11 protein-coding genes are annotated in these 14607 nt (G+C 69.1%); 3 read left to right on the top strand and 8 right to left on the bottom strand.

What is annotated here, in order from left to right; all coding sequences use genetic code 11:
* Window positions 1-163: 163 nt before the first annotated feature.
* Window positions 164-1249, bottom strand: coding sequence for a hypothetical protein (locus VN779_RS26090; protein ID WP_325727985.1), 1086 nt, complete (start codon window positions 1247-1249; stop codon window positions 164-166).
* Window positions 1250-1500: 251 nt separating this feature from the next.
* Between VN779_RS26090 and VN779_RS26085 the strand changes: the two genes are divergently transcribed.
* The 3 genes from VN779_RS26085 (at window position 1501) to VN779_RS26075 (ending at window position 5435) form a co-directional block, all read left to right on the top strand.
* Entirely contained in the window at window positions 1501-3084 is a 1584-nt protein-coding gene (locus VN779_RS26085) for a molybdopterin-dependent oxidoreductase (protein WP_325727983.1), read from the top strand.
* An 85-nt stretch (window positions 3085-3169) separates the two neighbouring features.
* Window positions 3170-4012 (top strand): HAD family hydrolase, encoded by an 843-nt coding sequence (locus tag VN779_RS26080; protein WP_325727981.1) that lies wholly within the window; start codon window positions 3170-3172, stop codon window positions 4010-4012.
* Between the two features lie 52 nt (window positions 4013-4064).
* On the top strand, window positions 4065-5435 hold the full coding sequence (locus tag VN779_RS26075) for a M48 family metallopeptidase (RefSeq protein ID WP_325727979.1): 1371 nt from the start codon (window positions 4065-4067) through the stop codon (window positions 5433-5435).
* A 68-nt stretch (window positions 5436-5503) separates the two neighbouring features.
* On the opposite strand, the gene VN779_RS26070 is transcribed toward VN779_RS26075, so the two are convergent.
* The 7 genes from VN779_RS26070 to VN779_RS26040 form a co-directional block, all read right to left on the bottom strand.
* On the bottom strand, window positions 5504-6139 hold the full coding sequence (locus VN779_RS26070) for a GNAT family N-acetyltransferase (RefSeq protein ID WP_325727977.1): 636 nt from the start codon (window positions 6137-6139) through the stop codon (window positions 5504-5506).
* Between the two features lie 59 nt (window positions 6140-6198).
* On the bottom strand, window positions 6199-7644 hold the full coding sequence (locus tag VN779_RS26065; protein ID WP_325727975.1) for an AMP-binding protein: 1446 nt from the start codon (window positions 7642-7644) through the stop codon (window positions 6199-6201).
* 136 nt (window positions 7645-7780) lie between these two features.
* Window positions 7781-9244 (bottom strand): AAA domain-containing protein, encoded by a 1464-nt coding sequence (locus VN779_RS26060; RefSeq protein ID WP_325727974.1) that lies wholly within the window; start codon window positions 9242-9244, stop codon window positions 7781-7783.
* Window positions 9244-10770 carry a hypothetical protein gene (locus VN779_RS26055; RefSeq protein ID WP_325727973.1) on the bottom strand — a complete coding sequence of 509 codons (1527 nt, stop codon included), beginning with the start codon at window positions 10768-10770 and terminating at the stop codon, window positions 9244-9246. Before VN779_RS26055 ends, VN779_RS26060 begins: the two co-directional genes overlap by 1 nt.
* The gene (locus VN779_RS26050; RefSeq protein WP_325727972.1) at window positions 10767-12143 is read right to left on the bottom strand and encodes a hypothetical protein; all 1377 of its coding nucleotides are present in this window, start codon (window positions 12141-12143) and stop codon (window positions 10767-10769) included. Before VN779_RS26050 ends, VN779_RS26055 begins: the two co-directional genes overlap by 4 nt.
* 74 nt (window positions 12144-12217) lie before the next feature.
* Window positions 12218-13243: an NAD(P)-dependent oxidoreductase gene (locus VN779_RS26045; RefSeq protein WP_325727971.1), complete on the bottom strand. Its 1026-nt coding sequence runs from the start codon at window positions 13241-13243 to the stop codon at window positions 12218-12220.
* 85 nt (window positions 13244-13328) lie between these two features.
* Window positions 13329-14549, bottom strand: a complete 1221-nt coding sequence (locus tag VN779_RS26040) for a cytochrome P450 (RefSeq protein WP_325727969.1) — start codon at window positions 14547-14549, stop codon at window positions 13329-13331.
* Between the last annotated feature and the right edge of the window lie 58 nt (window positions 14550-14607).

Here is a 14607-nt window from a genome sequence, read left to right as displayed (position 1 = left end):
GAATGAGGAGCGCGAAGATGCTCCGGCGCCTTGCCAGGCCCGCCGCTTGGCCGATTCGCTGTGCCGTACCCGACAATTGCGGCAATCCGCCGCTGATAGTGCGTGACGTTAGACCCCAAAATGGGATCAGACGCCCTCTTACTTCAATACCGCGCGCCTCGCGTCACGCCAGCGCCATCGCGCGCACGGACAGCACATCCGGCAGGTTGGCCGCAACACGCTCCCAGCCGTCGGCCCCGCCCGCGTACAGCTCACCCGAACGGGTCCCCAGGTACAGGCCCAGCGGCTCGGCGGCATCGCAGCTGAAGGCGTCGCGCAGCACCAGTGAGTAGAACTCGCTCTCCGGCAGCCCGGCACCGATCTCGGCCCAGGTCTCGCCGGCATCGGTGGTTCCATAGACCCGGCAGCGGAATTCCGGGGTGAACCGCGAGTAGTCGGAGACCAGCGGGAAGACGTAGGCGTGCCCGCCGCGGTTCGGGTCGGCCACGATCGCGAAGCCGAATTCGCCGGGCAGGCCCTCGGCGATCGAGACCCACTTGCCGCCCCAGTCATCGCTGCGGTAGACGCCGTTGTGGTTCTGCAGGTACAGCCGCTCCGGGTCCTCGGCGTCCTGGGCGACCTTATGAACGCACTGGCCGAATTCGGGGTAGCGCTGCTCCTCGGGCAGGAAAGTCGCCTTGATCCCGGCGTTCGCCGCCGCCCAGCTCTTTCCCCCGTCGTAGGTCCGGTAGACGCCGCCGGAGGACAGCGCGATCAGGACCCGCTGCGGATCGACCGGGTGCGGGATGACGGTATGAATGGCCTGGCCGCCGAATCCGGCTCCCCATTGCGGCCGGTGCGGGTGCTCCCACAGCGGACGTACCAGTTCGAAGTTGAGGCCGCCGTCCTCGGAGCGGAACAGCGCGGCCGGCTCGGTGCCGGCGTACACGACGTCCGGCTCGTTGGCGGGCCCCGGCTGGATCTGCCAGGCGCGGCCGAGGGCCGTGTCGAGGTCCTTAGGGAAGGCAATCGGCGCGTGGTCGGGCTCGCTCCAGCTGCGGCCGAGGTCGTCCGAGTGCAGGATGGTCGGCCCCCAGTGCTCGCTGGTCGCCGAGGCGAACAGGCGTGGAGTGGGGCGACGGGCGTCAATGCCGACCGCGTAGACGGCCGTCATCGGCAGGGCGAGCGGTTCGGTCTGCCAGGAACCGCCTCGCCGGCGCGCGAGCAACAGGCCCTTGCGGGTGCCGGCGAGCAGCAAGGTATCGGTCATATCGCCACCGTAGCCGCGCCGTCCGACAATCGCGCGGGGAAGCCCGAAGGAAGCGTGGCAGCTTCCTGCCGAGCCGGTTCCCCGTCGGCCGCGGCCGAACGGCGCCCGCCTACGGCGCCGCCGGTTCGCCCGAGCATCCCCGGACCGTAATGAATGAACCCCTGGTTCCTCCCAGGTCGTGAGGGAGGATGGAAGCAGTACCGGCGGGACGCCGGCCTACGGCAGTAAAGGCGAGCGAGGCGCGCGAAAAGATGGACGACGCGGTGGTGGTGGACGACCGCAATCAGGCGGAGCCGGAGCCCGAACGCACAAGCATCGGCGGCATCGTGGTCGGCGCGCTCAGCGGCCTGCTGGCCGGCGGGGCCGCGCTGGCGGCCGGGGAGCTGGTCGCCGTGTTCGCGGGCGCCGCGAGCGCGCCGGCCGTGGCGGTCGGCGAGTGGGCGATCGACCTGGCGCCGACCGGGGTCAAGGAATTCGCGATCCGCGAATTCGGTGCGCACGACAAGACGGCGCTGCTCACCGGCGTGTATGTGATTCTCGCGCTGATCTCCGCGGGAGCGGGGGTGCTGGCGCGCCGTCATCTCACGGCGGCGAGCTGTATCGCCGCCGGCTTTGGCGTGATCGGGATCATCGCGGCGGCGACCCGGCCGAACGCGGACACCGCATCGTTCTTCCCCTCGATGTTCGCGGGCGCCGCCGCGGTGTGGGTGCTGCGCTGGCTGACCCGGCTGGCCGTCGAGAACGACACGCCTTACGCGGGGCCGACCGAGCGCCGCCGATTCCTCGGCGCGCTGCTCGGCACCGCGGCCGGTGCGGCAGTGGGCGGCTTCGGTTCGAAGAGCTGGATCGACTCGCGGTACAACGCGGCGCCCGCGCGTGCGGCCGTGAAGATCCCGGCTCCCATCCAGCCGCTGGCGGCGGTTCCGGCGTCGGCGCACCCCAACGTCTCCGGTCTCGGCCCGTTCTTCACCCCGAACGCCGACTTCTACCGCGTGGACACGGCCCTTTCCGTACCGCAGCTCGATCCGTCGAAGTGGATGCTGCGGATCCACGGCATGGTGGCCAGGCCGTTGGAGGTCTCCTTCGAGCAACTGCTGAAGATGCCGCTGGAGGAGCACGACCTCACCCTGACTTGCGTATCGAATCCGGTCGGCGGTGAGTATTGCGGTAACGCGCGCTGGGTCGGCGCACCGCTCGCGCCGCTGCTGCGGCAGGCAGGCGTGCAAGCGGGCGCTGACCAGATCCTCTCTACATCCAGCGACGGGATGACGATCGGGACGCCGGTTAACGCGGTGCTCGATGGCCGTGAGTCGATGCTCGCGGTCGCGATGAACGGTGTGGCGCTGCCAATCGAGCACGGGTTCCCGTGCCGGATGCTGGTGCCTGGCCTGTACGGGTACGTCTCGGCGACCAAGTGGGTCGTCGATCTGGAGCTGACGACGTTCGCGTCGAACGCGGGTTATTGGGTGGCTCGTGGTTGGGCGCAGAAGGCTCCGGTGAAGACCGCGTCACGTATCGATGTGCCAGGTTCGGGCGCGACTGTGTCAGCCGGAACGGTAACGCTGGCCGGGGTCGCGTGGGCGACTCACCGGGGTGTCGCGGCGGTAGAGGTGCGAATCGACAGTGAGCCGTGGGCGGAGGCAACGCTCGCGGTCTCAGACACTCCGGACACGTGGCGTCAGTGGTCGTATGCGTGGCAGAACGCGCCTCGCGGCAGGCACACGGTTGCGGTGCGCGCGACGGACGGGACGGGTGCGGTACAGACTTCCGCGGTGCAGGACGTCGTGCCTGACGGCGCGACTGGCTACCACCAGATCACTGTCAACGTCGTCTAGTCGAGCGCGGAGCCCGGCAGCGGATAAGGAACCACGGGCCCGGCGGACCGCTATGTCCGCGCGACACGCCTGACAGAATCCAGGAGTGACCACGACATCCGGGCCTGCTCTGCCCAAGCTGATCGCGACTGATCTCGACGGCACGTTGCTGCGTTCAGACCGGAGCGTGTCAGAGCGGACCTGTTCGGCACTCAAGTCGTGCGCGGCGGCCGGGATCGAGGTGGTGCTGGTGACGGCGCGGCCGCATCGCACGGTCGTTGAACTGGCGCGCGGACTTGGCAGCGTGACCACGGCGATCTGCGCGAACGGCGCGGCGGTGCTGGACGTGGCGACGGGGGTCGCGGAACTCGTCCATTCGTTCCAGGTGGAGCAGGCCCTCGCGATCGTCGCCGATCTGCGGCCGGTCTTCTCGCCGCGCACCGGATTCGCGCTGGAGACCGGGGGCGAGGTGTTCTGCGAGCCGGGATTCCGACGCGGTTTGGTCTCCGGGGACGGCGCCGTCTTGACCGATGACTTGCGTCTGGCGCGGCCGATCGGCAGCCGCTACGTCAAGGTGCTCGCCCGTGATGATTCGGCGAACGCGGACGACATGGTCACGGCCGCGCGCTCGGTGCTCGGCGACCGTGCCGAATCCTCCCAGTCCGGCGGTCGCGGCCTGGTGGAGATCGCGCCGCGCGGCGCGACAAAGGCAGGCACGCTCGCGTGGCTTTGCGCGCGCCTGGGCATCGACGCGCAAGACGTTGTGACCTTCGGCGACATGCCGAACGATCTACCTATGTTGACTTGGGCTGGCACCGCGTACGGGGTCGCGAACGCACACGAGGACGTGTTGTCAGTCGTCGACCGAGTTACCGCTTCGAACGATGAGGACGGCGTTGCGGTGGCGCTTGAAGCGCTTCTCGGCCCGGAAAGAGCAGCGAGCGAATAACGATGGCGCAAAGGCATTGCCGAACAGGCGTCTGAGGCAGCAGCATTCTGCGGTGACCATTGGCCAGGAGGGGACCGGCGCGCCGATCGGCGCGCCGACGCTGATGACGTTCGGCTGTCCGAACTGCGGCTGGAGCGGCGAATTCGACGACAGATTCGTGCAGTGGTGCGAGAGCTGCGGCTTCAACGCGGACACCGCACCCGAGCAGCCGGAGAAGCGGCGAGTCGCCCGGCGCACAGCGCGTGCGCGCGCTCGAGCTGAGCAACTGTGCGAGCAGTTGACCACCGCCGAGGACCTGCGGCCGACCTCCGCGACAGGGGTCGCGGTGACCGTCCTCTCGACACTGGTCCACCTGGTGACCGTCGCAGTGGTGGTCGGTTCGGTGCTGGCGGTCAAGACCTGGGCATCTGAGTACTGGTGGGGCTGGCCGCTCGGAGTGCTCGGCATCCTCGTGGCGATCGCGGTACGTCCGCAGCTATGGGAAATCCTGCGCAAGCCGCGCGACATTGACCAGAATTGCTTGACCCGCGACAAAGCACCCGCGCTCTTCGGGCTGCTTGACCGCTGCGCCGCACAGTTGACGGCGCCGGTTCCCGACTATGTCTTGATGGACACCCGGTTCAACGCCGCAACGCGCAGCATCGGCTTGCGCCGCGAAAAACTGCTGATCCTCGGCGTCCCACTGTGGGTAGTGCTGAGCGGACCGGAACGCGTCGCACTGCTGAGCCATGAACTCGGCCATCACGTCAATCGGGACGTGACGCACGGAGTTTGGGCGACGATAGCGCGACGATCACTCATCGAGTGGATCAGAATATTCAATCCCCGCGAGTCGGTGCGCGATCGTTTTGCCCGCAGGCACCTTGGCCGCTCTGGGCCACTCGAGTCAATGGCCTCGGCGCTGGTGCCGGCGTTCCTGTTCGTGGTGTGCGGACCCGCGTTCCTCCTGGTGCTTGGCTGCTATGTCGGGCTCACCCGGCTGGACCTGCGCTGTGGCCAGCGCGCGGAGTATCTGGCAGACGAGCTTGGCGCGCGGCTCGCATCGTCTGCGGCGGCGATTTCCCTCACGCAACGGCTGGCGCTGGCCGAGTCGGTCGCGTACTTCGTGCGGCGGCTCAAGTCTGAGCGCGCCAAAGAGGACCCGTGGGCGCGGCTGCGCGCGTACATCGACTCGATCCCTGAGCACGAGAGGCGGCGCCGGATGCTGCTTGATGAGCGGCGCGGCACTCGGATCGACGCGACCCACCCGGCCAACTACCTGCGTCGCAAGATGCTGGAACGCAGACCGCAGTTCCCCGGAACGATCGAGGTTGACGATGCGGAGTGGGCAGCGATAGACGCGGAGCTGCGGAAGTACTTCGCCATGGCCGCGCACAGTCTGATCGGTACCCCGCTGAACGCTGCTAAGCGCGTGGCCGCTTAGGCCGTGCGGCGGTCGTTGCTTGCGATGCCTAATTGGCGGGCCCATTGCCGGGTGCTATTTGCGGAGTCTTATTTGCCGAGACCGAGCTCGAAATAGATCAGGTCGCGGTCCCGGCGCACGAGGCTGAAGCCGGACTTCGTCAGCACCCGCTGCGAGGCGAGGTTGTCGTGGTCGGTGTCAGCGGCAATGCTGCGCACGTCGGGGTGCGCACGACAGAAGTCGATGAGTGCGTGTACTGCCTCGGTCGCGTAGCCGTTGCCCCAGCTGTGAGACACAAGTCCGTAGCCGATGGTCACTTGTTGCTTTGCATCTGGCGGGCCGTGGAAGCCGATGGTGCCTATCGCAGTGTTGTCCGCTCGGCAGTCGATGCGGTAACACGTGAACGGTCCGATATCTAGCGCGACCGAGCCCCGGTCTGGGCACGTGCAGGAGAACACGCTGCCGTCGGCAAGCCAGAAGCCGTAGCTAGCGGCTGCCGCTAAATCTGATCCCAAGTAGCCCGCACTGTGCCCATGCACTAACGCATGCTCTTCCACGCGGGCTTTGGCGGTCTTCACCGCCATGCGCGCGGCGTCTCGGTCGCCTTCACCGGGGAAGCCGTCCGCCCACACATCCGCGGGACCGGCAATCCCGCCGACGATGCGTGTCGCCTCCAGGACCGTCAACCGGTGGAGGACGAGACGCCGCGTGATCAGATCAGTCATCACGGGCATTCAAACCGCTGGATGTGGGTGGCGCAATCAGATAACCCAAGACTGGCGGATCAGTGCCGAAGCTGGTCCTTACGCACTTTGCCCATTGCGTTTCGCGGCAGTGCGTTGACGAATCTCACCGAACGCGGTCGCTTGTGCACGGACAGACCGCGTGCCACGAAGTCGATCAACTCCGCCTCCGTTACGCCGTCCGCGACCACGAACGCGGCGATGCGTTGACCGAGATCGTCGTCCGGTACGCCAATTACGGCGGCTTCACGCACAGCGGGATGCGCGAGGAGGGCGTTCTCCACCTCCCCTGCGCCGATGCGGTAACCGCCGGACTTGATCAGGTCGGTGGACGCGCGGCCGACGATGCGATGCGTACCGTCCGGTTCGATGACGGCCATGTCTCCGGTGCGGAACCAACCGTCGTGCGTAAAGCTGGCCGCCGTCGCTTCCGGCCGCCCCAGATAGCCGGAGAAAACGGTCGTTCCCCGCACCTGGAGTTCGCCCACGGTCGCGCCGTCAGGTGCGATCGGCGAGCCATCTTCGGCGAGGAGCCGCGTCGATACGGGATCGATCGGATGCCCGACCGTGCCGGGTCGGCGGTTGGGATCGCCGGCGCGGGTGGAGAGCGTGATGAGCGTTTCGGTCATGCCGTAGCGCTCGACCGCCCGGTGCCCGGTGAGGGCTTCGAGTTCGGCGAAGACCGGCGCGGGCAGCGCGGCGGAGCCCGAGACGAGCAGCCGAGCGGCGCGGAGCGCCTTCGCCGAGCTCGGCTCGGCGCACAGCCGGGACCAGACGGTCGGCACGCCGAAGAAGAGCGTTCCGGGATTCGCCGACGCGGGAGCCGCCGCAGCCGCTGCGTAAGCCGTAGGGGTGGGGCGTCCGGTGTGAACCAGCCGCGATCCGGTGCGCAGTGCGCCGAGCACGCCCAGGACCAGCCCGTGTACATGAAAGAGCGGGAGCCCGTGTACGAGTGTGTCGTCTGCGGTCCACTGCCAGGCATCGGCGAGTGCGTCTAGATCGGCGGCGATGGCCGATGTGCTGATCGGGACGCCCTTAGGCGCGCCTGTGGTGCCCGAGGTGTAAAGAATCAGCGCGGCGGCGTCAAGCGACGGTTCCGGGATGGATGCGGAACCGGAGGCAGGCGCGTGTGCGCGTGCGAAAGCATCGATTGGTAGGACTGGCACACCGCAGTCAGGCCACACGTCGGCGTCTTCTGCCAAAAGGATCGCCGAGCCGGAGTCGCGCAGCACGTGGTCACGCTCGGACGGGCCGCAGTCTGGCGGCACGGGTACAACCGGGACGCCTGCCAACATGCCGCCGACGACGGCGACGACGGTCTCCAGTCCGGCGGCCGCGTGAACGGCGACGGCCGGCGCTCCGGCGATCTCAGCGGCGACGGCTCCGGCCGCTTCGACGAGGTGCGCGCGTGACGTAGCCTGTCCGGCCACCTGGATCGCGTCGGGCTCGTCTGCGGTCGGACCGGTGAGACTCGGCAGGAGGCGCATTCCGCCACGGTACCGGGGACCGGCGAAGTGCGGCATGAGCGGCGTGGCGATCCCGGCTCGGTCCAGCAACCGGTCTCCGCCGCCGTCACGCGCCGTCCGCTCTCAGCTCTCCGCTATCCGTCGCGCGCTGACCGTCCTATCGGATGGCCGGCGCCGGGATCCGGTGTTCCGCAAGGTGCGCGAGGACCGCCTGGTGCGCTTCCCATCCGTCTGGGAATTTCACCGGCACGCCGATATGGACCGGGTCGGTGTGCGGGTGCGCGTCAAGCAGGTCAGGGATGCCTGCTCGCGCGACCACGATGCATGCGTGCCGGTGTCTCGACAGCAGCACGCACAGCCGACCGGTCTCCAGGTGGAACGCGGTGGCGTCGCGGCGTCCCGACAACGGGTGCAGCACGATGCAGACGTCGTATTCGCGGCCCTGAAGGCGGTTGGCCGTGTCGACGGTCACGCCGCTTAGATCAGCACCATGACGGTCTAGGGCTGCGCGGATACCGGCCGCCTGGTCGCGGTGCGCCGCACCGATGGCGATCCGGTCCGCGCTGACCATTCGGCCCTCGGCATATGCGGGGTCGAACACGACTGCTTCGCGGCGCACCAGCCGCGCGGCCAGGCGGGCACAGGCTTCCAGCGCCTCGGTGTCGGTTCGCACGGTGTGCCGTGCGGGAAGTTCGAAGAGGGCCCAGCCGGTTTCCGACGCGAGGTCAATAACTTGGTCAATGTACCCTGCGATGCTCGCCGGACCCGCTGACGCGGACCCGGTATCAGAGACCTTCATCGCGCGGTCTTGCGGTCCGCTGCCAGCCTCGAACGGGGTGAACGGATAGAACGCCTTGCAGACCAGCGGCGCGGCGCTCGCCGGCAATCGCCATGAGTAGGGCAGCCGGTGTACCGGCAGGTCGGGATTGTGCGCGCGCACTACCGCTACGGCGCTGTCGGTCGGGTCCCAGGCCGATCCGGCCCAGCGGTCGCCGTCGATGGTGGCGAAGGGGTCGAGCTGGCCGGGATCGCCCACGAAAAGCGCGGTCCCGGCGGCGAACCGCGGCGCGATGGCCAGCAGGCCGTCGGAGCGCATCTGGTACGCCTCGTCCAGGATCGCCCAGCGCCAGCCGCCCTCCGGCCAATCCGCATCGCCCGTGCGGGCCCACTTCGCCGCGGTGGCGACCGTCACCGCGGGCCGGCCGAGGTCGGCGACTTTCCCAGCGACCGTGACGCAGTCGTCCAGTGAGTCCGGGCCACCGAGGTGCCGCACCACGCGTTCGGTCGGCACGTATCCGGACGCTGAGAGGCGTCCAATGGTCAGACCCTTGCGATCCTCGCCGGCAGCAGGATCGTCGGCCTGGCCATGGGCGATCGCCAACCGATCCACCAGGTCGTCCACCTGCTCGTTCGTCTGCGCGACGATCATGACCGGTTCGCCGGTGTCCGCGAGCCGCTTGGCCAACTCGACGACGAGTGTTGATTTGCCCGCGCCCGGCGGCGAATCGACGATCACGCCGCGGTGCAGCCCGGATAGCAGGTCAGCGGTGACCCGTTCGATCACGGTTCGCGCGGCGGCGGACCGCTCGGCTGCTGATCGTTGCGAGACAGAAGCCGACATCAATGCCATTCCTCATCGTGGTCGGCACCGGTCGGCGTGTACGCGGCGGGCGGACCTCCGTGCGTCCATGGCGTCGCGGCCAATTCCGGTAGCGGCGGGGGCGGAAAGCGCTCGGCGGCCAGCACCGTCGAGTAGCACCGGTACTCCCCTGCCCCGGGTACCGAGCCCTCCTCCGGAATCGCACGACGCCCCATACCGTCGACGAGTTCGAGTTCGACGATGTACTCCTCGCCGTCGCGCTTCACGTCGACGATGACCGGACGCTGATTCGGCCGCTGCGCGCACGCCACCTTCGTGCCCTTGCGCAGGACAACGGGATCGGCGGTGCGCAACCACACGTGCGGTCGAGGTTTCGGTGTGCGGCCGGTGGTGTCCTGCCGTTCCGCGTCGACCGCCACGACGGACCCGGCGAAGGCCTCACCAGTGACGCGATATCCGGCCAGGATCAGCGGATCGTCGAGCGCGCGCTGCTTGTCGTAGGACTCCTGAGCGGATTCGAGGTCGGCGAGTCGCTTGGCCGCGGCGACCGCTCCCTCGCGGCGCGGCTGCGGCGCGGCGCCCTCGTCAATGGCGCGGGCGAAGTCGGTGAAGCGGCCGCGATCCACCATCCAGCGGTGGCTGTCGTGGCCGGCCTCCGGCAGCCCGGCCAGCAGATCAATGCCCTGCCACATGAGGTTCCAGGTCGGTGCGAGCCGGTCGCGCAACGCCGCGCGCAGTCCGTCTTCGGCGCGGCGTTCGGCGGCAGGGTCGCCCGCCGCGCGTTGAAGCGCGGTAACCAGCGGGCTGAGGATTTCGGTGTCGAACTCGGGGTCGGTGGCCGGCCCGGCGGACGGCCATCGCGCGGGGTCCTCGGTGAGCGCGGCGGCCTGGGCGCCGGTGAGGTGGCGGCCGTCTGGCGGGGCGAAGTGCTGCGGAACGATCCAGGCGAGCAGCGCGGCGAGGTGCTGGTCCTCCAACGCGCTCTGCCCGGTGGCCCAGTGCGAGCCGAGTACGTCGGTGAGCGCGAGGCAGACGGAGGATCCGGCGGTGGGCGCGCGATCCTCGGCGAACCAGGTCAGGTAGCGGCCGAGTATCGGGACGAGCGGGTCCACTGGGTAAGGGCCCTGTGATGACCGGAACCGGGCGGAGCGGCCGAGCAGCCGCAGCGCGTCGATCCCGCCGCAGTTCGGCACGATCAGCTGCGGGGCGTCAAGGTGGCGTTCCCACTCCTCGTGATTGCGGGTGGCCTCGACCAGCTCGGTCTCGCCGCGGCGGCCCTCGATGTAGCCGACGACGATCCGGGCCAAGTCGGCGAGGAACGCGAAGCGCTGGTCGCGGTCGCGCGGCTGCCGCACCACGAGCAGTTGCGGGTCGGCGCGGTCCGTGCCGACGAGCGCGGCGAGTGGGGCGGCGGCCTCACCGGCCAGGAGTATGGGCACGAGGACGAGCGGGTGCGGGGCGAGGTGCACGTGGCGGACGGTCGCGAGCGCAACGGCCTGCTCGGCCGCGAAGGCTTCGACCCGGGCCAGGGCAGCGAGAGTGTTCACGCGGCGGCCTCGCGCTCGCGATGCCGTAGCTCCGCTTCAGCTAGAGCTTCAAGCCGCGCCCGACGGGCCACGCTCAGCAGCCTCGCCGCCTCGGCGAAATCAAGGTCGCGATTGACCGCGCCGTCGATGTCGATGTCGGTGTCGACGTCGACCTCGACGCGAACACCGCGCTCCGCGTCGCTACCGCAATCTTCTCGTCCGCTGAGCGCGAGCACGTCTCGCATCGCTGCGACGCCCCCGAGCGCGTCGCGGATCGATCTGCCGAGCACCTCGGTCGAGCCGGTCGCGCGGGCCTCGTCTCGGCAGTAGAAGGCCATGTCACACCGGGAAATGCACTCCGGCGCGTATCTGGCCTCGATCGCGGCGACCGCCTTGCCGAGCTGCGCTGCACCCTGCAGCGGTTCGCCGTCCTCGTCCGTGGACAAGTCGAAGCTCAGGCCCGAGTCGAGCCCGTCGAGCAATGTGCCGATGCGCGGGAGCCGGTCGAGCTGCCGGCGCACCGCCGCGAGCTGCCTGCGCACATCGACGAGCGCCGCGGTCGGCGCGTTGCTGAAGTCCTTCGGGCACACCAACACCACATCGGTCGCGACCAAGCCGGGCGGCAGTCCCAGCCCGGAAAGCAGCGCCTGGAATGCGAGCACGTATACGGCGGACTGGGTCGCCGCCTCGGCCACCTTCACCGGGTCGGCGCGACCGTCGATCATCGCGAAGGACTTGATCTCCGCGAGATACCACCGCCACGGCGCTGCCGGCTCCGCCGCGGACTCCGTGACGCCGTACGCGTGGACCTCGGTGCCGGGCACGCGCGGGCGGGCGCGGAAAGCCACGAGATCCGGCTCGACGTAAGCCGCACGCCCGCCGACCTCCAGGCGCAGCATCGGATGATCCGCGAGCACCGGCCCGGTACCCGGTTCGCGAGCCGAGGCGGCGACCAGGTCGCGCGTGCGGCGGTATCGGTCCTCGCGCTCGCCGGCGCCGAGATCGACCCACTGATCGCCTAGGGCGGGTTTTGCATCAGGGTTCTGTGCGGCTTCCTGCACCTCGAGACCGAGTTCGTCGCACAGCAAACGCAGCAGGGTCACGCCGCCGTCCGACTTGACCAGCTTCTCGAACGCGTTGCCGCGGCTGATCGCGAACGGCGACTGGCCGAATCGCGGACCGAAACCGATCCGCTCGGCCAGCGCGCGCTTGTCCACACCGGCCGCGTCCAGCACCGACCGGCGTGCGCAGCCGGGATTGGCGGTGAGCGCGGCGATGGTGCGTGCGTCGTGATGGCGCGCGGGAATCGGTCCGCGCAGTTCGGCGAGCCGATCCGCGACATCCGGGTCTCGGGCTGCGTTTTGCGCCGGGTTCGGCGGAGGCGTGGCGGCCATGATGGTCCCCGAGCATAGTGGGGGACTTTGCCGTCACGGATCAGCCGACCACGTTGCCGCGCGGTGTCGCGCTGTCAGGCGTCGGCGCGTCCGACCGCCGACCCGATTCCGGTGTCCCGCGGCAGTTGCGGGTCGCTCCGGTCGCCCTTCTTCTCGCCCTCGGAGCCCGGCCTCAGTTCGGCCAAGAGCGCCTCGATGCCCTCACGGTACGTGGGCACGGTCGGCTGCCAGCCGAGGACCGTCTTCGCCTTCGCGTTCGACAGTCGCAGTGACTGACGGGTCATCAGCGCGCCCAGGTACGGCGCGGCAAGTCGTAGCAGCCCGCCCGGCACCCGCCACGGCTTGGGCAGGGCGAAGGCGGTCACGAGGGCGTCGACCAGCACGCCCCAGCGCACTGGCTCGTCGTCCACGATGTTGTAGATCTGGCCGGGTGCGGACCGATCCAGCGCGGCCACCGTGGCCGCCGCAGCGTCGTCGATGTAGACGAGAGACGTGTACCCGCCACCGTCACGCGGCATCGGAACCTGTCGCTTCCGCAGACTGTCGAGCAGCTGACCGGTGCTGGCCGGACCGTAGAAGCCGCCGTAGCGCAGCACGATCCCCTCGATGCCCGGCGCTTCGAGCACCTGCCGCTCGGTGGATCGCAGCGCCTGCCAGGTGGGGTCGAATCGCTTTCCTCCGGGCGGGGCGAACGCGTCCTGTTCCGTGAGCATCCGGCTGCCGTCGTGGAAGCCGTATCCGCCGTAAAAGGATTGTGTGACGAAGCGCCGCGCGCCGATCTGCTCGGCGGCTGCGAGCAGGTGCGCAGTGCCCTGCACCCGCAGCCGGTTCGTCTGCTCCACGTCGCGGGCCCGCATCGGCGGCCGTTTCAGCGCGGTGAGCTGATGGATGACGGCGTCCGCGTGCGTGTCGCGAAGCGCGCGCAGCAAGCCGTCCCGGTCGAGCACGTCGGCGATGACGCTGGACGCGCCCAGGTCCCAGAGCACTCCCGCGCCCTCTTCGGTGCGTGTGATACCGGTGACCTCGTGCCCCGCTTTGGCAAGCCGTCCCACCAGCGGCACCCCGAGCGCTCCGGTGGCTCCGGCGAGCAGTACCTTCATGATCCGCTCCTCCTCGTAGGCGTTACGCGAGGGAGACGAGACAGCTCGCCGAAACGTGACGTGGGCTGCGTCACATGGCAGTGCTTCAGCTCAGGACGACAGGGAACGTCTGGTAGCCACGCAGCACCAGCCGGTCGGTGCGTATTCGCTCCGCGTCCTTCGCCGGAGCGAGATCGGGGAAGCGGTCCAGCAGCAGCGGGATAGCGGTGACCGCCTCCAGCCGCGCGAGGGCCGCGCCGAGGCAGTAGTGGGCGCCAGCGCCGAAGCTGAGCGGCACATTATCGGGGCGCTCGGGGTCGAACAGCTCGGGTTCGGGGAAGCGGTCCGCATCGTGGTTGGCCGCGCCGAGCAGCAACAGCACCTCGGAGCCCTTGGGCACGGGTATTCCCGCCACTTGCAGGCCGTCGCTCATTGCGAGCCGCGAGGTCAGTTGCACCGGGGAGTCGAAGCGCAGCACCTCCTCCACGAAGCCGGAGACGGGTACCGTGCCGGCGCGCAGCCCGGCCGCCAGCTGCGGGCGGTCGAACAGCACGGCCAGGCCATTGCCGAACAAGTTGGTCGTGGTCTCGAAACCGGCCAGCAGCAACAGGACCAGGTTGCTAAGCAGTTCCTCCTCCGAGAGCCGGCCGTCGCCCTGATCGGCGTCGTGAATCAGAGCACTGGTCAGGTCGTCGCGCGGGGCGGCCCGCCGCTCGGCGACCAGCGCGGTGAAGTACTTCTCGATTTCGAGCATGGCCACGTCGGCGGGCGCCAGCACCGACAGGTCGGTGATCATCTCCAGCGCTATTGCGACGTCCTGCATCAGGGCGCGGAAGCGGTACCTGTCGGCTTCCGGGATACCGAGCAGTTCGCAGATCACCGAGACCGGCAAGCGGAACGCGAACGAGTCCATGAAGTCGACCGGCGAGCCGTCCGCGCCGCTGTCGGCCATGGCGTCCAGCAGGTTGCTGACGATGTCCGTGATCGCCGGCGCGAGCGCGGCCACCCGCCGCGGCGTGAAGACGGTGGCCATCAGCCGCCGCACGCGCGTGTGATCCGGCGGATTCATGTCGAGGATGGACTGGTTGAATCTGGTCAGCGAGGGGTGTTCGGCGAGCTCCGGGATCGACTGCGCGCTCTGCCCCCACTTGCCGAAGCCGGGGTTCCGCAGGACCGCGTTGATCACGTGGTACGCGTTGGCGACGAAGAACGTCCCGTCGACGTGCGAGGCGGGGCCGAGTTCGTGGAGCTTCGTGTAGAGCGGGTACGGATCGGCTCGCCCCGCCTCGGTGAACAACTCGCCGAGGATCGCTCCGCTGCCCGTCATGACCGTTCCTCCCCGCTGCTCGTGCCTTGTTCGATGCCTGCGTTCGACACCCGCGTGC

It is taken from the genome of Actinocrinis sp., from assembly GCF_035605935.1.
Taxonomy (GTDB): domain Bacteria; phylum Actinomycetota; class Actinomycetes; order Streptomycetales; family Catenulisporaceae; genus Actinocrinis.
Note: the sequence above shows the minus strand (reverse complement) of the source record. Positions and strands in the feature narration are given on the sequence as shown.